This is a genomic window from Caballeronia sp. ATUFL_M2_KS44, assembly GCF_023630965.1.
Classification (GTDB): Bacteria; Pseudomonadota; Gammaproteobacteria; order Burkholderiales; family Burkholderiaceae; genus Caballeronia; species Caballeronia concitans.
Map to the genome: position 1 here is coordinate 1 of NZ_JALQEA010000027.1, position 19,958 is coordinate 19,958.

At 63.2% G+C, this 19,958-nt stretch carries 17 protein-coding genes; 12 read left to right on the top strand and 5 right to left on the bottom strand.

Features of this window, described 5'->3' with window-relative positions; translation table 11 throughout:
• Positions 1 to 433: 433 nt before the first annotated feature.
• On the bottom strand, positions 434 to 1,738 hold the full coding sequence (locus tag NCR39_RS12555; RefSeq protein WP_250452454.1) for an SGNH/GDSL hydrolase family protein: 1,305 nt from the start codon (positions 1,736 to 1,738) through the stop codon (positions 434 to 436).
• Between the two features lie 135 nt (positions 1,739 to 1,873).
• Between NCR39_RS12555 and NCR39_RS12560 the strand changes: the two genes are divergently transcribed.
• Positions 1,874 to 3,037: a 50S ribosomal protein L11 methyltransferase gene (locus tag NCR39_RS12560; RefSeq protein WP_250452455.1), complete on the top strand. Its 1,164-nt coding sequence runs from the start codon at positions 1,874 to 1,876 to the stop codon at positions 3,035 to 3,037.
• A 6-nt stretch (positions 3,038 to 3,043) separates the two neighbouring features.
• Here the strand turns inward: NCR39_RS12560 and NCR39_RS12565 are convergent, their stop codons facing one another.
• Positions 3,044 to 4,309, bottom strand: coding sequence for a TIGR03862 family flavoprotein (locus tag NCR39_RS12565; RefSeq protein WP_250452456.1), 1,266 nt, complete (start codon positions 4,307 to 4,309; stop codon positions 3,044 to 3,046).
• Between the two features lie 184 nt (positions 4,310 to 4,493).
• On the opposite strand from NCR39_RS12565, the gene NCR39_RS12570 reads away from it, so the two are divergent.
• The 9 genes from NCR39_RS12570 (at position 4,494) to NCR39_RS12610 (ending at position 12,310) form a co-directional block, all read left to right on the top strand.
• Positions 4,494 to 5,972 (top strand): MFS transporter, encoded by a 1,479-nt coding sequence (locus tag NCR39_RS12570; protein WP_250452457.1) that lies wholly within the window; start codon positions 4,494 to 4,496, stop codon positions 5,970 to 5,972.
• A 173-nt stretch (positions 5,973 to 6,145) separates the two neighbouring features.
• On the top strand, positions 6,146 to 7,147 hold the full coding sequence (gene paaA, locus NCR39_RS12575) for a 1,2-phenylacetyl-CoA epoxidase subunit PaaA (protein ID WP_040051301.1): 1,002 nt from the start codon (positions 6,146 to 6,148) through the stop codon (positions 7,145 to 7,147).
• A gap of 17 nt (positions 7,148 to 7,164) precedes the next feature.
• Entirely contained in the window at positions 7,165 to 7,449 is a 285-nt protein-coding gene (gene paaB, locus NCR39_RS12580; RefSeq protein ID WP_250452458.1) for a 1,2-phenylacetyl-CoA epoxidase subunit PaaB, read from the top strand.
• A gap of 9 nt (positions 7,450 to 7,458) precedes the next feature.
• Complete coding sequence (paaC, locus tag NCR39_RS12585; protein ID WP_250452459.1) at positions 7,459 to 8,256, top strand: 1,2-phenylacetyl-CoA epoxidase subunit PaaC; 798 nt, start codon at positions 7,459 to 7,461, stop codon at positions 8,254 to 8,256.
• Positions 8,256 to 8,783: a 1,2-phenylacetyl-CoA epoxidase subunit PaaD gene (gene paaD / locus NCR39_RS12590; protein ID WP_250452460.1), complete on the top strand. Its 528-nt coding sequence runs from the start codon at positions 8,256 to 8,258 to the stop codon at positions 8,781 to 8,783. Before paaC ends, paaD begins: the two co-directional genes overlap by 1 nt.
• Before the next feature lie 21 nt (positions 8,784 to 8,804).
• Positions 8,805 to 9,893: a 1,2-phenylacetyl-CoA epoxidase subunit PaaE gene (gene paaE, locus NCR39_RS12595; protein ID WP_250452461.1), complete on the top strand. Its 1,089-nt coding sequence runs from the start codon at positions 8,805 to 8,807 to the stop codon at positions 9,891 to 9,893.
• A 104-nt stretch (positions 9,894 to 9,997) separates the two neighbouring features.
• Entirely contained in the window at positions 9,998 to 10,810 is an 813-nt protein-coding gene (locus tag NCR39_RS12600; RefSeq protein ID WP_250452462.1) for a DUF1835 domain-containing protein, read from the top strand.
• Positions 10,811 to 10,834: 24 nt separating this feature from the next.
• Positions 10,835 to 11,440: a TetR/AcrR family transcriptional regulator gene (locus tag NCR39_RS12605; protein ID WP_250452463.1), complete on the top strand. Its 606-nt coding sequence runs from the start codon at positions 10,835 to 10,837 to the stop codon at positions 11,438 to 11,440.
• A 201-nt stretch (positions 11,441 to 11,641) separates the two neighbouring features.
• The gene (locus NCR39_RS12610; protein ID WP_250452464.1) at positions 11,642 to 12,310 is read left to right on the top strand and encodes a GNAT family N-acetyltransferase; all 669 of its coding nucleotides are present in this window, start codon (positions 11,642 to 11,644) and stop codon (positions 12,308 to 12,310) included.
• 84 nt (positions 12,311 to 12,394) lie between these two features.
• Here NCR39_RS12610 and NCR39_RS12615 read toward each other — a convergent pair whose 3' ends face one another.
• On the bottom strand, positions 12,395 to 12,898 hold the full coding sequence (locus NCR39_RS12615; RefSeq protein WP_040051294.1) for an Lrp/AsnC family transcriptional regulator: 504 nt from the start codon (positions 12,896 to 12,898) through the stop codon (positions 12,395 to 12,397).
• Positions 12,899 to 13,041: 143 nt separating this feature from the next.
• On the opposite strand from NCR39_RS12615, the gene hppD reads away from it, so the two are divergent.
• Entirely contained in the window at positions 13,042 to 14,145 is a 1,104-nt protein-coding gene (gene hppD / locus NCR39_RS12620; protein ID WP_250452465.1) for a 4-hydroxyphenylpyruvate dioxygenase, read from the top strand.
• 94 nt (positions 14,146 to 14,239) lie between these two features.
• On the opposite strand, the gene NCR39_RS12625 is transcribed toward hppD, so the two are convergent.
• On the bottom strand, positions 14,240 to 14,443 hold the full coding sequence (locus NCR39_RS12625; RefSeq protein ID WP_250452466.1) for a hypothetical protein: 204 nt from the start codon (positions 14,441 to 14,443) through the stop codon (positions 14,240 to 14,242).
• A 315-nt stretch (positions 14,444 to 14,758) separates the two neighbouring features.
• Between NCR39_RS12625 and NCR39_RS12630 the strand changes: the two genes are divergently transcribed.
• Positions 14,759 to 18,337 (top strand): indolepyruvate ferredoxin oxidoreductase family protein, encoded by a 3,579-nt coding sequence (locus tag NCR39_RS12630; RefSeq protein WP_250452467.1) that lies wholly within the window; start codon positions 14,759 to 14,761, stop codon positions 18,335 to 18,337.
• A gap of 138 nt (positions 18,338 to 18,475) precedes the next feature.
• Here NCR39_RS12630 and NCR39_RS12635 read toward each other — a convergent pair whose 3' ends face one another.
• The gene (locus NCR39_RS12635; RefSeq protein ID WP_250452468.1) at positions 18,476 to 19,594 is read right to left on the bottom strand and encodes an energy transducer TonB; all 1,119 of its coding nucleotides are present in this window, start codon (positions 19,592 to 19,594) and stop codon (positions 18,476 to 18,478) included.
• Positions 19,595 to 19,958 lie beyond the last annotated feature (364 nt).

Genomic DNA, 19,958 nt, shown 5'->3' on the forward strand with positions numbered 1-19,958 from the left:
TCAACGTACTGACGATGATTATTGTCCTAAGACAAAAACCTTCCTCTTAATACTTCGTGTGAGACCCTTGATTACTTTTGCTATTGCCGATTCCGAAGAACCGGCCGCACTCGCCATCAAGCGCCCACACTTATCGGCTGTTAGTTTTTAAAGAGCACATCGCCTGACTGCTTACTTCGCCGCACCGAGCACCTTGCTCAGCGCCGCTTCCGTCCGGCGTTTGCTGCATCAGCAGCAGAGAAACGAGATTATGAAGAATCTTTTTCTCTCTGTCAACAGCTTTTTTCGCTTTCGCTTCTAAAAACTGTCGACTTCGAGGCCGCTTGTTTCGTTCAGCGGCTCCCCGTCTTGCGACGAGGAGCGGAATATTAGGCCAAGCAGATGCCAATTACAAGGTGATGACGAAGATTTTTTTCACGTCCCGTCGCGACGCCTACTTCGACGCACCCAGGATGGAATCAACCGGCACCGCTGCCGCCATCGCGGCATAGCCCGTGTCGCTCGGATGGATATGGTCGCCACTGTCATACCGACGCTGCAGCGAGCTCGGATGCGCCGGATCCCGCAACGCCTCGTCGAAGTCGATCACGCCGTCGAACGAACGGCTCGCGCGCAAGGACGCGTTCACCGCCGTGCGGATCGCCTCGCGTTCGGGTGGCAGCGACGCCGGCGTCAGCGTCGCGCCGTAGATCTTGATGCCGCGCTGATGCGCCTGCGCGATCAGCCGTTGATAGCCGCGCAAGAGCGCGTCCGCGTTCACTTGCGTGTGCGGCGCGTCGCAGTCGAGACCTTCGCGGGCGGGCATCGCGGCGAAATTGATGTCGTTGATGCCGATCAGCACGATGATCGCGCGCACGCCCGGCTGACGCAGCGCGTCGCGATCGAAACGGCTGACCAGCGCCTCGCCGTAGCACGGTGAATTGCTCAGGAGCCGGTTCCCGCTGATCCCCGCGTTGACCACAGCCGCCTGCCCGCCGCTCTTCTGCGCGATTTGCCGCGCGAGCGCGTCGGGCCACCGGCGATTCGCGTTGAGCGTCGAGCGCATCCCGTCGGTGATGGAATCGCCGATCGCAACCACCGTGCGCGCCGACGGATTCTGCACCGACACGTTCGTGAGCCACGCATATTGCGTGAATCGCGTGCGAAAGGACGCGGCGGACGCTTCCTCGGTCCGGTCGCCGGGCGTCGACACATAATTAACCTGGCTCGCGATCCGATGCCATGCCGCCAGCTTCTGATCCTTCCCCATGAACATGCTGACCGCGATCGGCTGATCTCGGGCGACGTCGAAAGCCACGGGATCGCTCGTGATCTGTCCGCCGGGCGCGACCGTCACGCTCTTGCGTCCGCCGAACAGCACGGGGCGGCCGGTCCCCGGCTGGATCGCCGCGCTGCTGCCGCTCACGGCGCGCGCAACGCTCATCGAATCGACGACGAGCGGTTCGGTCCCAAACACGTTGCTGATATGCAGCCGCATCTCCTTGCCGGCGATCTGCGGATAGATCAACTGGCGAACGGTGCGCCCGCCGACATCCGGTGCGCGATAAAGCGGCGGCGCCTTTGCCAGCTGCGGAATCGATTGCAACGCCGTCGCCCAGGCGCTGACCCAGTGATCGTTGGCGGGCGTGTTGGCCGGAGCGGGCGCGGCGGGCGCATCGGCGGCGAAAACGGGCGATACGAAAGCGAGCGGAACAGCAAGCGCGGCCGCGCGAATCGCGGCGAAAGCACGGAGTTTCATTCGGCGATGGCGTTCGGAGAAAGGCAGAATTGTGCCTGATCGTCACACGGATCGGTCTAACGAAGCGGTCCGCCCGCCCCCGCACGCGAAATGGCCTCACAATGCAGCCCAATCCCTTCGCGCGATAAACGAACCATGCAATCCAGAAGCAGCACCTCAGACGTTCCGGCACAACTTCATTGGGAAGAAGATGGCGAAAGCCGCTCGGCCCGCTGGCGATCCGAAGGCGGCAACCCGCCGCCGAAGCGCCTCGTGATCGGTCACGACCAGATGACGGCCGATCACGCCTACCGGCTCGCCTGCGAAGGCACCGCGATTCTCTGGCGCGGCGACTTTCAGAACGCGCGCCAGTTGCTTCAGGCGATGGCGCGCCGCATCGACAACAAGCCGCGTAAATCCAAGAAGGCGCCGGCTGAAAAGCCCGCCGCTCCCGTCGATGCCTTCAATCTGCACCGTCTCGCGCAATCGCAACGCGCGCGCACGCTCGCGATGTTGATTCTCCCGCTCGATGAGCAGTACGCCATTCCGCTGCGCCGCGCGCCCGACGTGCGCCAGGCGTGCGAAGAGGCGTACGGGCCGGCGAAGGAAGCGTCGGTGGTATCGATGCGCGAGGTGCTCGGTCTGATCGGCGCGCACGAGTGGCGCAAGAAAGGCGTCGAAATCAAGGCGACGGGTGGCCGGATTCATCCGTATTACGGCGTTTTTTCGCCCGTGCGCGGCGAATATGTCGATCTGGTCGCGAATCAGCCGTTGCCGTCGACGTCACTTGCTTTCGATGTCGGCACCGGCACCGGCGTGCTCGCCGCGGTGCTCGCGCGTCGCGGTGTGGAGCGCGTCGTGGCGACGGACCTCGATCCGCGCGCGCTCGCCTGTGCACGCGAAAACATCGGCCAGTTGGGTCTCGGCAAGCAGGTCGATGTCGTCGAGGCGAATCTTTTCCCGGAAGGACGCGCGCCGCTGATCGTGTGCAATCCGCCGTGGCTGCCGGCGCGACCGAGCGCGGCGATCGAACACGCGATCTACGATCCCGAGAGCCGCATGCTGCGCGGCTTCCTCGACGGTCTCGCCGCGCATCTGACGCCCGGCGGCGAAGGCTGGCTGATCCTGTCGGACTTCGCGGAGCATCTCGGATTGCGCACGCGCGCGCAGTTGCAGGAATGGATCGATGCGGCGGGATTGAAGGTGGACGGACGTATCGACGTCAAGCCGAACCATCCGCGCGCGACGGACAAGACCGATCCGCTGTTCGCGGCGCGCTCGGCTGAAGTGACGTCGCTTTGGCGGCTCGTGGCGCGCTAAAGCGAATCACGATTTCCTGTCGCGAAGCCACGCGAGTGCGCCTTCGCCCGCTACGAGCCCGCTCGCGAAACACGCCGTGAGCAAATAACCGCCTGTCGGCGCTTCCCAGTCGAGCATCTCGCCGCAGCAGAAGACGCCGGGAAGCGCGGTGAGCATCGACCGCTGATCGAGCGATTCGAACGCCACGCCGCCCGCGCTGCTGATCACTTCCGCGATCGGACGCGGACGCAGCACGCGCAACGGCAGCGCCTTGATGCGCGCGGCGAGCGTGTCCGGATCGGCGAATTCTTCCTTGCTGACGCATTCGCGCAGCAACCCCGCCTTCACGCCCGCGATGTGCAGCCGGCTCTGCAAATGGCTCGACAGCGAACGCGCCCCGCGCGGATGGCGCACTTCCTCGCGGACGCGTTCGGCGGAAAGCTGCGGCGTGAGGTCGAGCAGGATGTTCGTGCCGGCGTCGCCATTCGACATCAATTGGTCGCGGATCCGCGCCGATAGCGCGTAGATCAGACTTCCTTCGATCCCGTGCTCCGTGATCAGGCATTCGCCGACGCGCCAGTCCACCGCGCCGTCCGCGCGCGCCACGCCGATCGCCACCGACTTGAGCGGCTCGCCCGCGAACCGGCTGCGGAAATGCGGCGTCCATTCGACGTCGAAACCGCAATTCGACGGCAGGAACGGCCGCACATCCACGTCACGCGCCGCCAGATGCGCGACCGCGCTTCCGTCCGAGCCGAGCTGCGGCCAACTCGCGCCGCCGAGTGCGAGCACGAGCGCATCGTGACGAACGCGCTTTTCGCCCTCCGGCGTGGCGAAACGCGAAACGGACACGCCGTCGTCCGCCCAGCCGAGCCATCGATGACGCATATGCAGCCGCACGCCCGACGCGCGCAGCCGATGCAGCCACGCGCGCAGCATCGGCGCGGCCTTCATGTCGGTGGGAAAGACGCGGCCCGAGCTGCCGACGAACGTCTCCACGCCGAGCCCGTGCACCCATTCGCGCAGCGCGGCGGCATCGAAACGTTCGAGCAGCGGCGCGATGTCCGCGCGACGCGCGCCGTATCGGGCGAGGAAGGCGTCGGCGGGCTCGGAATGCGTGAGATTCATCCCGCCTTTGCCCGCCATCAGGAATTTGCGGCCGACGGACGGCATGGCGTCGAACACATCGACGCGCGCGCCGCCCGCCGCGAGCGCTTCGGCGGCCATGAGTCCCGCCGGGCCGCCGCCGACCACCGCGACTTCGACCGATTCAGTGTTATCAACAGACGCCATGCCGGAAACCGTGAGAAAAACGAGAGCGACATTGTCGCATCGCGGCCATCCGCCGGGCGCGCGCGAAAGCCCGCCGCTTCTCGTAAGTCATTAAATAACAAAAAAGAATTTGGTCGAGCGGCACCGCGCCAGTACGATCGCGCGATTCTTCGAATCCACAACTTTTCACCTTTCCGATTCCGTCATGTCCGTTTCCATCGCGCCCGATCGCGCTTCCGCCCGGGCCACCGCCGATGCGCGCCCCGTCATCCGCAGCGCCGCGGACGTCTCCAATCTCGTCAATCGCGGCGCGGCCGTCGGCAGCGACGCGCGCATCGTCGTCGCCATCGCGCTCGGCGGAATTTTCCTCGATGCCTACGACCTCGGCGCGCTCGCGTTCGGCGTCAAGGACATCGCCCGCGAGTTTTCGCTGACGCCGACTGGAACCGGTTTCGTCGCATCCGCGATTACGTTCGGCGCGATCATCGGCGCGTTCTTCGGCGGCTATCTGACCGACAAGGTCGGCCGCTATCGCGTGTTCATGGCCGACATGTTCTTCTTCGTCGTCGCGGCGATTGCCTGCGCGCTCGCGCCGAACGCCTGGGTGCTCGGCGGGGCGCGATTCGTGATGGGTCTGGGCGTCGGCATCGATTTGCCGGTCGCGATGGCGTTTCTCGCGGAGTTCTCGCGTTTGCAGGGACGCGGCAACAAGGCCGCGCGCGTCGCGATGTGGTGTCCGACGTGGTACGCCGCGATCAGCATTTCGTATTTGCTCGTGCTCGGCCTTTACGCGGTGCTGCCCGCGCACAACGCGGGCTGGCTCTGGCGGCTGATTCTCGGCTTCGGCGCGGTGCCGGCGATCGCGATTATCGTGATTCGCAGCCGCTACATGAGTGAATCGCCCGTGTGGGCGGCGAATCAGGGTGATCTGGCGAATGCCGCCGCGATCCTCAAGCGCTCGTATGGCATCGATGCGCGCGTCGAGCCGGACGCGCTCGCCGCATCGAACGCGCCGAAAGCGCGCCGCGCCACGTTCGCCAACTACGGCGCGCTGCTGCGCGGCGTCTATCTGCGCCGCACCGTGCTGGCGACGGTCATCGCGATCGCGTCGTCGTTCGCGTATAACGCCGTCGCGTTCGGGCTGCCGGTCATCATTTCGAGCTTCCTTGCGCAGTCCATGCTCACCACGATTCTCGCGTCGCTCGCGCTGAATCTCTGCTTCGCGTTCGCGGGCGGCCTGTTCGCGGTCCGCACGGTGCCGAAGTTCGGCGCGTGGAACCTGACGGTCGTCGGCTACGCGTTTCAGCTGGCCGCGCTCGTCGGACTCGCGGTCGTCGGCAAGCCGGCAACGGGCGCGCAGGTCGTCATCGCCATCGCGCTGCTCGCCGCGTTCCTGCTCGGACAAGGCATCGGGCCGGGTTCGCACAGCATGACGTTCGCGTCGCTGAGCTATCCGACGTCGCTGCGCGGCGTGGGCGTCGGCTTCAATCAGACGCTGATGCGCGCAAGCTCGACCGTTTCGCTGTTCCTGTTCCCGGTGCTGTCGGCCGCGCTCGGCACGAAAGTGTTCTGGATCATCGCGGTCGCGCCGCTCGCGGGGCTTATCGCGCTGTTCGCGGTGCGCTGGGAACCGTCGGGCTATGACGTCGATGCTGAGGATTTCGCCGGACAGAACGCGAAGTAAAAGTCGAAGGCAATGAAGAAAGCGGTGCAGGCCCGAAAGAAGCCGCACCGCTTTTTTTACGCCGATACACCGCGCCTAGGTGAATTCCCGGCAATCTCAAAAAAAGCAATTCCCCGACCGTCCGGTCGGTTTATAATCGGCCGACAGCGACTTCCCATGAGCGAGTGTCCGCCATGTACACCCAATCTCTCGATCTTCCCGGCCAGCCCGTCGCCTCCGACGCGCCCGCCGACGCTTCCTCCGACCAGCAACGTTTCGACGCCGTGATGAAAGCCGACGGCAAGATCGAGCCGCAGGACTGGATGCCCGAGGCGTATCGCAAGACGCTGGTCCGGCAGATTTCGCAGCACGCGCATTCGGAGATCATCGGGATGCAGCCGGAAGGCAACTGGATCAGCCGCGCGCCGAGCCTGAAGCGCAAGGCGATCCTGCTCGCCAAGGTCCAGGACGAAGGCGGCCACGGCCTCTATCTATATAGCGCGGCGGAAACGCTCGGCGTGTCGCGCGATCAACTCGTCGACGCGCTGCACGCGGGCAAGGCGAAATATTCGAGCATCTTCAACTATCCGACGCCCACGTGGGCGGATGTCGGCGTGATCGGCTGGCTCGTCGACGGCGCGGCGATCATGAATCAGATTCCGCTTTGCCGCTGCACGTACGGCCCGTACGCGCGCGCGATGATCCGCATCTGCAAGGAAGAGTCGTTCCATCAGCGGCAGGGATTCGACGCCCTTCTCGCGATGATGAAAGGCACAGAGGCGCAGAAGGATCTCGTGCAGCAGGCGGTGAACCGCTGGTGGTGGCCGGTGCTGATGATGTTCGGCCCGAGCGACAAGGATTCGATCCACAGCGGGCAGTCGTTCGCGTGGGGCATCAAGCGCATTTCGAACGATGATCTGCGCCAGAAGTTCGTCGATGCCACCGTCGAGCAGGCGAAGATTCTCGGCGTGACGCTGCCCGATCCCGATCTCAAGTGGAACGCGGTGCGCGGCGCACACGATTACGGCGAGATCGACTGGGAAGAATTCTGGCGCGTCGTGAACGGCGACGGCCCGTGCAACAAGGAGCGCCTCGCCACGCGCGTGAAGGCGCACGACGACGGCGCGTGGGTGCGCGAAGCGGCGCTCGCCTACGCGGAGAAGCAGAAAGCCCGCGCCCAAAAACAAGCGGCATGAGCATGGAGACGATGAAGATGAACAAGGAATGGCCGATCTGGGAAGTCTTCGTGCGCAGCAAGCAGGGACTCGATCACAAACATTGCGGCAGCCTCCACGCGCCGGACGCGGGCGCCGCGCTGCGCATGGCGCGCGACGTCTACACGCGGCGTCAGGAAGGCGTGAGCATCTGGGTGGTGCCGTCATCGGCGATCACGGCTTCGGACCCCGCCGACAAGGGCGAACTGTTCGAGCCCGCCGGCGACAAGATTTATCGGCATCCGACATTCTTCGTGCTGCCCGACGAAATCAACCACATGTAAGGGCGCGACATGAGCATGGAACATCTCGCCTATGTGCTGCGTCTCGCCGATAACGCGCTGATCCTCGGCCAGCGCAACGCCGAATGGTGCAGCCACGGCCCGGCGCTGGAAGAAGACATCGCGCTCGCGAACATGAGTCTCGATCTGATCGGTCAGGCGCGGCTCCTCTACTCGCACGCGGCGACGCTCGAAGCCGCGCTCACCGGCCAGCGGAAAACGGAAGACGACTACGCCTATTTCCGCACCGAGCGCGAGTTCGCGAATTACACGCTCGTCGAGTTGCCGCACTTCGGGCCGCTCGCGGGCACGGCGCGCACCGAGCGCGACTACGCGGTGACCATCGTGCGCAACTTCCTCTATTCGGCGCTGATGGCCGAACTGTGGACGGCGTTGCAGGCATCGCCGGATGCGCAGCTCGCGGCGATCGCGGCGAAGTCGATCAAGGAAACGCGATACCACGTGCACCACGCGCGCGACTGGTTCGTGCGTTTCGGCGACGGCACCGATGAATCGCATCGGCGGGCGCAGGCGGCGCTCGATTATCTGATGCCCTACACGCGCGAGTTCTTTCATCCCGATGCAATCGAGCGCGCGGTCGCCGAAGCGGGCATCGCGCCGCTCGCGAGCGATTTCGAAGCCGCGTGGCGCGAAACGGTGTCGTCGGCTATCGATGAAGCCACGCTGCGCGCGCCCGCCGACGTGAAGCACGTCAGCACCGGCAAGCTCGGCGAGCATTCGGAGCACATGGGTTATCTGCTCGCGGAAATGCAGAGCCTCGCGCGTCAGCATCCGGGCGCGATCTGGTGATGACGACCGCCCCCGCCCGCACCGGCGACGCCGCGCTGCAACGCGCGTGGTCCGTTCTCGAATCCGTGCCCGATCCGGAAATCCCGGTCGTGTCGATCCGCGAACTCGGCATTCTGCGCGACGTGCGCCACGGCGACGACGGCGTGCTCGAAGTCGTCATCACGCCGACGTACTCGGGTTGCCCGGCGATGTCGCAGATCGCGGAGGACATCGCGCATGCGATCGACGGCGCGAATCTCGGCGCGCATCGCGTGCAAACGGTGCTCGCGCCCGCGTGGACGACCGACTGGATCACCGACGAAGCGCGCGAAAAGCTGCGTCGATACGGCATCGCGCCGCCGACGGGCGCGTGCAGCAGCACGGAAAAGCCGCTGCGCTTCGTGCCGTACAGGAAGGACGTCGTTGCCTGCCCGCGCTGCGGCTCCGTGCATACGGAAACGCTCGCGCAGTTCGGATCGACGGCGTGCAAGGCGCTGTATCGCTGCATCGACTGCCGCGAGCCGTTCGATTACTTCAAGCCGTATTGATTTCCCAACGACCCGATCATCATGGCGACTCCGCAATTTCATCCGCTGCGCATCCGCGACGTTCGTCCCGAAACCGCCGACGCGGTCACCGTCTCGTTCGACGTGCCGCCCGAACTGCGCGACGCCTTCCGCTTCACGCAAGGCCAGTTCGTGACGCTGAAGACGCATATCGACGGAGAAGAAACGCGCCGCTCGTATTCCATCTGCGTCGGCGTGACCGACTACGACCGCGACGGCGAATTGCGCATCGGCATCAAGCGCGTGCGCGGCGGGCGCTTCTCGAACTTCGCATTCGACACGCTGAAGCCCGGCCATGAAATCGACGTGATGACGCCCGACGGACGCTTCTTCACGCACCTCAACGCCGATCACGCGAAACAGTACGTCGCGTTTTCGGGCGGCTCGGGCATCACGCCGGTGCTGGCGATCATCAAGACGACGCTCGATATCGAACCCACGAGCCGCTTCACGCTCGTGTACGGCAACCGCAGCGTCGACGCGATCATGTTCGCCGAGGAACTCGAAGACCTGAAGAACCGCTACATGAGCCGGCTCGCGCTGTATCACGTGCTCTCGGACGACTTGCAGGACGTCGAGCTTTTCAACGGCGTGCTGGACAAGGACAAGTGCAAGGCGTTCCTTGCGACGCTCTTGCCGCCGGATGAAATCGACGAAGCGTTCATCTGCGGTCCCGGCCCGATGATGGACGCCGCCGAATCCGCGCTGAAGGAATCGGGCGTGGCGCCGGAGCGCATTCATGTCGAGCGTTTCGGCACGCCGCTGCCACAGGCGGGCGTCCCGCAGATCGAGATCACGGAAAGCACGCCGGCGGCGGATCTGGAACTGATCATCGACGGTAAAAAGCGCAAGCTGCGCCTGCCGTACGAAGGCGTGAGCGTGCTGGACGTCGGCCTGAAAGCGGGCCTCGCGCTGCCGTATGCGTGCAAGGGCGGCGTCTGTTGCACGTGCCGCGCGAAGGTCGTCGAAGGCGAAGTGAAGATGGACAAGAACTACACGCTCGAACAGCACGAAATCGACGACGGATTCGTGCTCACGTGCCAGTGTCATCCGGTGAGCGAGCGCGTCGTGGTGAGCTTCGACGAGCGCTGATCAGCGCGGCCAAACCCACACCGTCGCGCACGGCGATTGGCTTAAACTCAAGGATCGCTCCTGAGCGCGTGGAGCGGTCCTTTCGTCTTCCACATGCCGACACCATGAACATGATTCACGTCACGAACGGCGACAGCGCGGCCCAATCGCTCACTGCGGCGCTTCGGCTCGCGGAGCGCGACGAACAGGTGATCGCCCTGCGCGACGATCTCGCCGTCGGTCCCATCCGCGACATCGACGAATCGCCGGCCGCGCGCGCGGCGTTCTGGCGTCAGGTGTCGTACAGCGCCATCGACTTCGAAGCCGAACTGAAGGCGCAGCAGGCGCTCTTCGGGCGTCTCGCGCGCGGCGACGCGCAGGTCGTCGTGTGGCACGGCCAAAGCGCCGCGGATCAGCTCACGCTGCGCCGCGTCGCCTATCATTTGCGCAACGTGCCGCAGCGCCTGAACGAAGCGAAGCTCACGTTCGACGATCTCGCCATCGCCGCCGCCGACGCGCAACCGGAACGCGTCGGCCGCGCCGACCGCGCGACGGCCGTCGGCATGTTCTCGCCGAAGCAACTACTCGCGAAACTGCCGAGCGCCGCGCCCATTTCGGTGCTGCGCATCAGCCGGCTCGCGCTCGAATGGCAGGAAGCGAAGCACTCCAACGCGGAAACGCGCCGCCTGCGCGACAACATGCTGGTGTCCGGCACGTGGATCGATGTCGATGAAGCGCTGCTCGAATTCGCGAGTCCGGAATGGCGGCCGGCGCGGCGCATCGCGGGCGAGGCGATGGGGCAATCCTTCGACTTTCTGCTGAGCGACTCGATCGCCTTCTGGCGATGCCGCGAACTCGTCACGGCGGGGCGGCTTAAAATACGCGGCACGCCGTCGGAGATCGTCGACGCCGAATTGCGGCGCTCATCCAACACCTGACAAGCCGAAAAGAACGTCCGATAAATGGCCCGTACGAAAGCGCCCGACCACGAAACACAACGCGAACAGATCCTCGAACTCGCCGCCGCCAAATTCGCCCAGACGAGCTACCCGAGCACGTCGATGGCGGATCTCGCCGCCGCGAGCGGCACGTCGAAGGCGCGGCTCTATCACTATTACGAGAGCAAGGAAGCGATTCTCTTCGACCTGCTCGACCGCTACACGAAGCGGCTGATGCTGATCATCGCGCAAGTGGAAGGCGCGAGCGCGCGGCGCGGTCTCAGCGAACGCGAAGCCTTCGCGGACCTCGTGCGCGCGTTTCTCGCGGAATACGAGACGTCGCACAGCCGGCACGTCGCGCTGCTCAACGACGTCAAATATCTCGAAGACGCGCAGCGCGAAATCGTGCTCGATCGTCAGCGGGATATCGTCGCGGCTTTCGCGCGCCAACTCGCTCGCGCTTATCCGCAGCGCGTGACGAAGGAAAACCAGACCGCGCTCACCATGATGGTCTTCGGCATGATCAACTGGACGTTCACGTGGCTGAAGCCGGGCGGCAAGCTCGGTTACGGCGAATTCGCGGAGCAGGTCGTCGTGATGATCGAGCACGGACTTGCCGAAAAAGCGTGATCATGTTGCATTGCGGCGAAACGCCCCGATCAATCTGATCATTTCTATAACTCATTGAAAACGCGTGACTTTATCGCGATTCAATAGACGTTTAGAACACACCCTCCACGATTTTTAAGGGTTTTCCCGTATGCGTTTCTCCTGAAGCGGATAAAATGCGTTTTGCTTTGCAGCATCCGCATCAAACGACAGGAGAACACCGTGGAACTGACCTTCAACCGCCATGCCGAGCAGATCGTCGCGAGCGACCGTCCGCTGCCGGACGCCGCGCGTTTGCCGGTTCTCGTGCGTGAACTGTCGTCGGCGGACCGCGAGCGTCTGCTCGCGCACTTCCTCGCGCTCGACGAAGACGACCGCCTTCTGCGCTTCGGGCAGATCGTGCCGGATCACGTCATCGAGCACTACGTCCGCAATCTCAACTTCACCAATGACACGGTTTTCGGCGTGTTCGACACATCGCTGGAACTGGTCGGCGTCGGCCATCTGGCGTACTTGCCCGCCGAAGGCGACAAGCGCACGGCCGAGTTCGGCGTGTCGGTGCTGGAAAGCGCGCGCGGTCGCGGCATCGGCACGAAGCTCTTCGAACGCGCCGCCATGCGCAGCCGCAACACGCATGTGTCCGTGCTGTACATCCATTGCCTGTCGCGCAATTCGACGATGATGCACATCGCGCGCAAGTCGGGCATGAAGATCGAGTACGCATACGGCGAAGCGGACGCGTATCTGTCGCTCACGCCCGCCGATCAGGCGAGCATCATGGCCGAAATGCTTCAGGAGCAGGCCGCCGTCTTCGATTACGCGATCAAGCGCCAGGCGCATCGCGCGTCGCAAATGTTCCAGGCGTTCATGCCGACGGCCGACGCGGTCTGATTTCATCGAACAGCGCGGGTGCGCTGCGAGCGGGACCACACAGGGCGGCCGAGACCGCCCTTTTGTTTTGCGCGTCGAGCGTGTTTAGCGCAGCGGCAGCACCGTCGTTTCCTTTATGCGTTCCAGCGAAAAGCTGGAACGGACATCGATCACCGAAGGGTGATGCAGCAGTTGATCCTCCACGAAGCGCGAAAAGTGCTCCATGTCGCGCACCTGAACGCGCAGCAGAAAATCCATTTCGCCGGTCATTGCGTCGCAGGCGACGACTTCCGGCCATGACCGCACCGCCTCGCGAAACAGATCGCCGTGCGTCGGCGGTTTCGGCGTGCCGGCGGCAACCGGCATTCCGCCGCGCTTTTCCAGCCGCACGTTGACATACGCGAGCAGCCCGAGGCCGAGCTTTTTCGCGTCGAGCAGCGCGACGTAGCCGCGAATCACGCCCGTCTCCTCCAGCCGACGGATGCGCCGCAGACACGGACTCGGCGACAAGCTCACGCGATCCGCGATCTCCTGATTCGACAGCCGCCCGTTCTCCTGAAGAATCGCGAGGATCTTGCGGTCTATCGTGTCCAGTTCGGGTTCGGCCATCTTCTGTCTCCTCGTCGCGATTTCTTGGCAGCTTCGTGCGCAATGGTAGAAAGCGACAAATTGTTTCGCAAGTTTTTGGCGCAATGCGATCGCTAAACTTGTCTTCACGTCGCGCCAGGCGCGCACAGACTAGGAGACAGGCAATGACCGGATCGAGCTGGGAGAATCCCGTCGGCACCGACGGCTTCGAATTCATCGAATACACCGCGCCGGATCCGGTCGCGCTCGGGCGTCTGTTCGAGCAGATGGGTTTTACGGCCATCGCGAAGCATCGGCACAAGAACGTGACGTTGTATCGGCAAGGCGGGATCAACTTCATCATCAACGCCGAAAGCGATTCCTTCGCGCAACGCTTCGCGCGCCTGCACGGGCCGTCGATCTGCGCGATCGCGTTTCGCGTCGCGGACGCGGGCAAGGCCTACCAGCGCGCGCTCGAACTCGGCGCGTGGGGCTTCGACAACAAGACCGGCCCGATGGAACTGAACATTCCGGCGATCAAGGGCATCGGCGATTCGCTGATCTACTTCGTCGATCGCTGGCGCGGCAAGAACGGCGCGCAGCCGGGCAGCATCGGCGATATCAGCATTTACGACGTCGACTTCGAGCCGATTCCCGGCGCGGACCAGAATCCGGTCGGCCACGGGCTGACGTATATCGATCACCTGACGCACAACGTGCATCGCGGGCGGATGATCGAATGGGCCGAGTTCTACGAGCGCCTCTTTAACTTCCGCGAAGCGCGTTACTTCGACATCGAGGGCAAGGTGACGGCGGTCAAGTCGAAGGCGATGAGTTCGCCGTGCGGCAAGATCCGCATTCCGATCAACGAGGAAGGGTCGGAGAACGCCGGCCAGATTCAGGAATATCTTGACGCGTATCACGGCGAGGGCATTCAGCACATTGCGCTCGGCACGGACAATATCTACGCGACCGTCGATGGCCTGCGCGCATCGGAAATTTCGCTGCTCGATACCATCGACACGTACTACGAGCTGGTCGACCGGCGCGTGCCGAATCACGGCGAGAATGTCGCGGAACTGAAAAAGCGCAAGATTCTGATCGACGGCGTGCGCGACGAAATCCTGCTGCAGATTTTCACGGAAAACCAGATCGGCCCGATCTTCTTCGAGATCATCCAGCGCAAGGGCAATCAGGGCTTCGGCGAGGGCAACTTCAAGGCGCTGTTCGAATCCATCGAACTGGATCAGATGCGGCGCGGCGTGCTGAAGGACACGAGCGCGACCTGATCCGAAAGCGGTCGAAAAAAAGGGACATGATGCACTCATGTCCCTTTTGTTTTTTGGCGGCCGATCCTGTCGGCTAGTTGGCTAACCGACGTGGTCAGTTGACCGTGTCGTCGCTGCTGCGCTCTGCGTCGCGGCGCTCGCCCGTGCGCGTCTCCGATGTCTGGACGCGCGCCTGCACCACTTGCGGAACGGACGTCGCCCCGAACGGTGAGTTTGCCCGCGCGCCGCCCATCGGCGCGCTGATCGCAAAGAAGGCCGCCGAGACCATCAAGAAATTCTGGATATGGCGTTGCTTCATCTAGTTTCTCCTTATAACTGCGTTACGACTCCCGGCAATTCCACGCAAGCGCCTGAGCGCCCGTGGAACTGCGCAAGCGCCCGTTTAGACAGAGTTCTAAGCGAGGGTTCCATGTATCGGTCGCTTTTACATCTGTAACAAAACGCGTCCGCGCGACGGCATCGATCAGACAAATCTGACGCGGAAACGGGTTTGTCCCACTGTCTGCGCGACGCTGGCATCGGCACACTTGAAGTCCCGGCCAACGCATCCACAAGGTGCGACGGCCCGAAACATGCTTTGGTGATCCCAAACTCGGGTGGAGGAAGACACATAATGAACGCCCCGCTAGACGCAGAACAAAGAGCTTCGCTAGAGGCCGCGCTGAAATCCGTCACACTCGACGACAAATACACGCTCGAACGCGGCCGCGCCTATATGAGCGGCATCCAGGCTCTGGTGCGCCTGCCGATGCTCCAGCAAGAGCGCGACAAAGCCGCCGGGCTCAACACCGCCGGATTCATCTCCGGCTATCGCGGTTCTCCCCTCGGTGGTCTCGACCAGTCGCTCTGGAAGGCGAAGAAGCATCTCGCCGGGCATCAGGTCGTGTTTCAGCCGGGCGTGAACGAAGACCTCGCGGCCACTGCCGTCTGGGGCTCGCAGCAAGTCAATCTCTATCCGAGCGCGAAGTACGACGGCGTCTTTTCGATGTGGTACGGCAAAGGCCCCGGCGTCGATCGCTCCGGCGATGTCTTCAAGCACGGAAATTCGGCGGGATCGTCGCAGCATGGCGGCGTGCTCGTGCTCGCGGGCGACGACCACGCGGCGAAGTCATCGACGCTCGCGCATCAGTCCGAGCACATCTTCAAGGCGTGCGGGCTGCCGGTGCTGTTTCCGTCGAACGTGCAGGAATATCTCGACTTCGGCCTGCACGGCTGGGCGATGTCGCGCTACTCCGGCCTCTGGGTCGCGATGAAATGCGTGACGGACGTGGTGGAGTCGTCGGCGTCGGTGGATATCGATCCGCATCGCACGCAAATCGTGATTCCGACCGATTTCGCGATGCCCGAAGGCGGCCTCAACATTCGCTGGCCGGATCCGCCGCTCGTGCAGGAAGCGCGTCTGCTCGACTACAAGTGGTACGCCGCGCTCGCCTACGTGCGCGCGAACAAGCTGGACCGCATCGAGATCGATTCGCCGCACGCGCGCTTCGGCATCATGACGGGCGGCAAGGCGTATCTCGACGTGCGTCAGGCGCTCACCGACCTGGGCCTCGACGATCAAACCTGCGCGCAGATCGGCATTCGTCTTTATAAGGTCGGCTGCGTGTGGCCGCTCGAAGCGCAAGGCGCGCATGAATTCGCGCGCGGGCTCGACGAGATTCTGGTCGTCGAAGAAAAGCGCCAGATTCTCGAATACGCGATCAAGGAAGAGCTGTACAACTGGCCCGACGCGCAGCGTCCGCGCGTCTTCGGCAAATTCGACGAGAAAGACGGCGCGGGCGGCGAATGGTCGGTGCCGATGGGCAACTGGCTGCTTCCCGCGCATTACGAACTGTCGCCGGCGATCATCGCGAAGGCGATCGCCACGCGGCTCGACAAGTTCGATCTTCCCGCCGATGTCCGCGCGCGGATTGCTGCGCGCATCGCGGTGATCGAGGCGAAGGAGAAGGCGCTCGCGCGGCCGCGCGTGGAAGCGGAGCGCAAGCCGTGGTTCTGCTCGGGCTGTCCGCACAACACGTCGACGAACGTGCCGGAGGGATCGCGCGCGATGGCGGGAATCGGCTGTCACTACATGACGGTCTGGATGGACCGCAACACGAGCACGTTCAGCCAGATGGGCGGCGAAGGCGTGGCGTGGGTCGGACAGGCGCCGTTCTCGGGCGACAAGCACGTGTTCGCGAATCTCGGCGACGGCACGTACTTCCACTCCGGCCTGCTCGCGATCCGCGCGGCGATCGCGGCGAAGGTGAACATCACCTACAAGATTCTTTACAACGATGCCGTCGCGATGACCGGCGGCCAGCCCGTCGACGGCGTGCTGACCGTGCCGCAGATCACGCATCAGCTCGCGGCGGAAGGCGCGGCGAAGATCGTCATCGTGACGGATCAGCCGGAGAAGTACACGCCGGATGTCGGCATTGCGCCGGGCATCGAGGTGCATCATCGCGACGAACTCGACGACATTCAGCGCCAGTTGCGCGAAGTTGCGGGCACGTCGATCCTGATCTACGACCAGACGTGCGCCACCGAAAAGCGCCGCCGCCGCAAGCGCGGCGCGTTTCCTGATCCTGCGAAGCGCGTGGTCATCAACGAAGCGGTGTGCGAAGGCTGCGGCGATTGCTCGGTGAAGTCGAATTGCCTGTCGGTCGAGCCGCTCGATACCGAGTACGGCACGAAGCGGCAGATCAATCAATCGACGTGCAACAAGGATTACTCGTGTCTCAACGGTTTTTGCCCGAGCTTCGTGACGGTCGAGGGCGGTCAGTTGAAGAAGCCGAAGGCGACGAGCGTCGCCGGCGACGCGATGCCGCCCGTTCCCACGCCGGACCTGCCTGAAATCGCGCGGCCGTATGGCGTGCTGGTGACGGGCGTGGGCGGCACGGGCGTCGTGACGATCGGCGCGCTGCTCGGCATGGCGGCGCATCTGGAGCAAAAGGGCGTGACCGTGCTGGATGTGACCGGCCTCGCGCAGAAAGGCGGCGCCGTGATGAGTCACGTGCAGATTGCGAACCGTCCGGCCGATATTCACGCGACGCGCATCGCGATGGGCGAGGCGGATCTCGTCATTGGCTGCGATGCGATCGTGACAGCGAGCGACGAGTGCGGCTCGCGGATGCAGCCGGGGCATACGCGCGTCGTCGTGAACAGCGCGCAGACGCCGACCGCCGCGTTCATCAAGGATCCGAACTGGCGCTTTCCGGGCGCGAGCGCGGAAGCCGATATTCGCGCGGCGGCGGGCGAGCATGTGTCGCTCGTCGATGCGAACCGCTTCGCCGTCGCCTTGATGGGCGATGCCATTTACACGAATCCGTTCGTGCTCGGCTATGCGTGGCAAAAGGGCTGGCTGCCGCTGCTGCATGAGTCGCTGGTGCGCGCGATCGAGCTGAACGCGGTGCAGGTCGAGAAGAATCTCGCGGCGTTCGAATGGGGACGGCGCGCCGCGCACGATCTTGCCGCGGTGACGCGGCTGGCTGGCGGCAAGCAGTCTTCGTCGGATGCGCCGGGCAAGATCATCGCGCTGCATACGCCGAAGGCGCTCGATACGCTCATCGACAAGCGGCTCGACTATCTCGCGAAGTATCAGAACACGGCTTACGCGGCGCGTTATGGGCGGCTCGTCGCGGATGTGCGCGCGGCCGAGGCGGAGCTTGGCGTCGGCGATTATTTGCTGACTGAGGCCGTCGCGCGGAATCTGCACAAGCTGATGGCGTACAAGGACGAGTACGAGGTCGCGCGGCTTTATGCGGACCCGGCGTTCATCGAAAAGGTGAAGAGCAGTTTCGAAGGCGACTGGAAGATCAAGTTCCATCTCGCGCCGCCATCGCTTTCGAAGAAGGATGCGCACGGCCGGCTGATGAAGAAGCAATACGGCCCGTGGATGATGTCCGCGATGCGCGTTCTCGCGCGGTTAAAGTTCTTGCGCGGGACGGCTTTGGACGTTTTCGGACGCACGGAAGAACGGAAGATGGAGCGGGCGTTGATTGTGGAATATGAGGCGCTCGTGCGCGAGTTGATCGCCGGATTGACGATGCAGAAGTTGGCATTAGCGATCGAACTCGCGAATCTCCCGGATTCGATGCGCGGTTACGGGCATATCAAGGAAAACAACGTCAAGGCGGCGAAGGTGAAGTGGGAGAAGCTGCTGGCGCAGTGGCGTTCTAATGAAGGTGGGGAGAAGCGGCAGGTGGCTTGACGCTTGTTCGTCGATTCTGAGGAAAGGCGGTTCGCTTGCGAGCCGCCTTTTTATTTGCCGAATAGAATCGGCCTTGCCCCTGCGCTCACTATAGGGACGAATGCTCCCTTCAGTGGGCGGACGCCAGTGCAAACGCCGTTACCATGCACTCGGCCTCAAACGCATCGAGAACTTCGATGGCGCAACGCCGCCCGTGTCCAAAGGCATCGGATCCGAGCGTTGAACCGCACGCAACGCTGCCTTGTCCCACTCTGCGTTACCGCTACTGGCGACTATGCTCACCGACAGGAGTGCCCCACTGGGTGCGCAACGCACGGCGATCGTAGTTTCCAAGCCTTGAGTCGGTCCAGTCCAAACGATGTTCGGTGCAACACGCCGTTGCACTTTGAGTGGGTACGTCTGCGCCGACACATCTATCTCTGGCTGGGCGCGGAATGAAGATGTGTTGTCCGAATGGGAGTTCGCGTTGTCAATGACGCCGGCTAAGAGAAACCAATCACGATCGGGTTGTGGCATGGCCAAGATGGCTCGATTGTAGATGCGCAAGTTCCTGCACCAGGTTTCCGTGGAAACGCTCGTTGGATCGACAGCAGTTGCTGCGACATCGCGCATACCTTCAGGATCGTTATTCAGCTGAGCCTCCAATGTTTCTCTGAAGACCCTGCTTGCCTGCCAGCGCTGTTCCTTCGTTACTTGCGCCAAGGGCGTCTGCAAAGCGACTTGCTTAAACATCGCGAAAGCGATGCCCATGAAAGCATCCACGTCATCGGTCGACATCGTGCTGAGCGGCATATAGCGTGAAATAACCGCTGATTCGCTTTTTACACCGCCGCAATCCTGCGGCGCATTATCAACCGCTTTCAGCGTAAGCTCGATCATCTTGCTACGCTCCGCGGGTGAAAGTCTACGCATCCACTCGCCTTGGCCTATCTGGCTCGACGCATCCGGCGACATGCGATTGGTTCGGCGCGATTCGTCGCCGAAATACTTTCGTATATCGACATCGTTGCGCATGCGCTCTGCCCAGCGCTTAATCACTAATCCGTTCGGCGAATCGGGCGCAATGCCCAACCTGTTCAGTCGTGCGTCCTGGATTGCGTCATCCAGTGACGAGAATGTCGTATTGCGAGTGTCTTGCGGAGGCCGCGTGTCAAACGACGTCTTTGCCGACAGCGCAGTTTGGTCGGCCCCGACTCCGCTCGACTCAATCGCGAATGCGCAAACGGGTGCGAGAGAAATCAACGTACTGAAAATCACGATCGCGCTGACGCGGCTTTTAATCGAAGTAATCCTAACTTTTCTCACGAAATCACTTTAGCGTGGTTGCGGTGTAACCACCGGCGAAAATACCCGACCATTGAGCGGACTGATAGCGGCTCAATGCGGCGCATAGTCTATCGGACAAGAACGCCTGTTTATAGCCGGCGGGATTGAATGAATTTCTTGAGCGCAGCGCAACCTTCACAAGCAAAAACGGCGACCCATCCCCCGGATCGCCGTCCCTGATTCACCCACCTACCGCTTACTTCCCGTTAGCCAACCCAGCATTGGCACTCGCCACCGCCGTCATATTGATGATCCGCCGCACGGTCGCCGCCGGCGTCAGAATATGCACCGGCTT

What these genes read in the sequence shown, in the direction of transcription:
- NCR39_RS12615 (WP_040051294.1), bottom strand. Translation starts at nt 12,898, where the DNA reads ATGGCCGAACCCGAACTGGACACGATAGACCGCAAGATCCTCGCGATT.
- paaD (WP_250452460.1), top strand. Translation starts at nt 8,256, where the DNA reads ATGACGACCGCCCCCGCCCGCACCGGCGACGCCGCGCTGCAACGCGCG.
- NCR39_RS12600 (WP_250452462.1), top strand. Translation starts at nt 9,998, where the DNA reads ATGAACATGATTCACGTCACGAACGGCGACAGCGCGGCCCAATCGCTC.
- NCR39_RS12605 (WP_250452463.1), top strand. Translation starts at nt 10,835, where the DNA reads ATGGCCCGTACGAAAGCGCCCGACCACGAAACACAACGCGAACAGATC.
- NCR39_RS12625 (WP_250452466.1), bottom strand. Translation starts at nt 14,443, where the DNA reads ATGAAGCAACGCCATATCCAGAATTTCTTGATGGTCTCGGCGGCCTTC.
- NCR39_RS12565 (WP_250452456.1), bottom strand. Translation starts at nt 4,309, where the DNA reads ATGGCGTCTGTTGATAACACTGAATCGGTCGAAGTCGCGGTGGTCGGC.
- paaB (WP_250452458.1), top strand. Translation starts at nt 7,165, where the DNA reads ATGAACAAGGAATGGCCGATCTGGGAAGTCTTCGTGCGCAGCAAGCAG.
- paaA (WP_040051301.1), top strand. Translation starts at nt 6,146, where the DNA reads ATGTACACCCAATCTCTCGATCTTCCCGGCCAGCCCGTCGCCTCCGAC.
- paaE (WP_250452461.1), top strand. Translation starts at nt 8,805, where the DNA reads ATGGCGACTCCGCAATTTCATCCGCTGCGCATCCGCGACGTTCGTCCC.
- NCR39_RS12560 (WP_250452455.1), top strand. Translation starts at nt 1,874, where the DNA reads ATGCAATCCAGAAGCAGCACCTCAGACGTTCCGGCACAACTTCATTGG.
- paaC (WP_250452459.1), top strand. Translation starts at nt 7,459, where the DNA reads ATGAGCATGGAACATCTCGCCTATGTGCTGCGTCTCGCCGATAACGCG.
- hppD (WP_250452465.1), top strand. Translation starts at nt 13,042, where the DNA reads ATGACCGGATCGAGCTGGGAGAATCCCGTCGGCACCGACGGCTTCGAA.
- NCR39_RS12630 (WP_250452467.1), top strand. Translation starts at nt 14,759, where the DNA reads ATGAACGCCCCGCTAGACGCAGAACAAAGAGCTTCGCTAGAGGCCGCG.
- NCR39_RS12570 (WP_250452457.1), top strand. Translation starts at nt 4,494, where the DNA reads ATGTCCGTTTCCATCGCGCCCGATCGCGCTTCCGCCCGGGCCACCGCC.
- NCR39_RS12555 (WP_250452454.1), bottom strand. Translation starts at nt 1,738, where the DNA reads ATGAAACTCCGTGCTTTCGCCGCGATTCGCGCGGCCGCGCTTGCTGTT.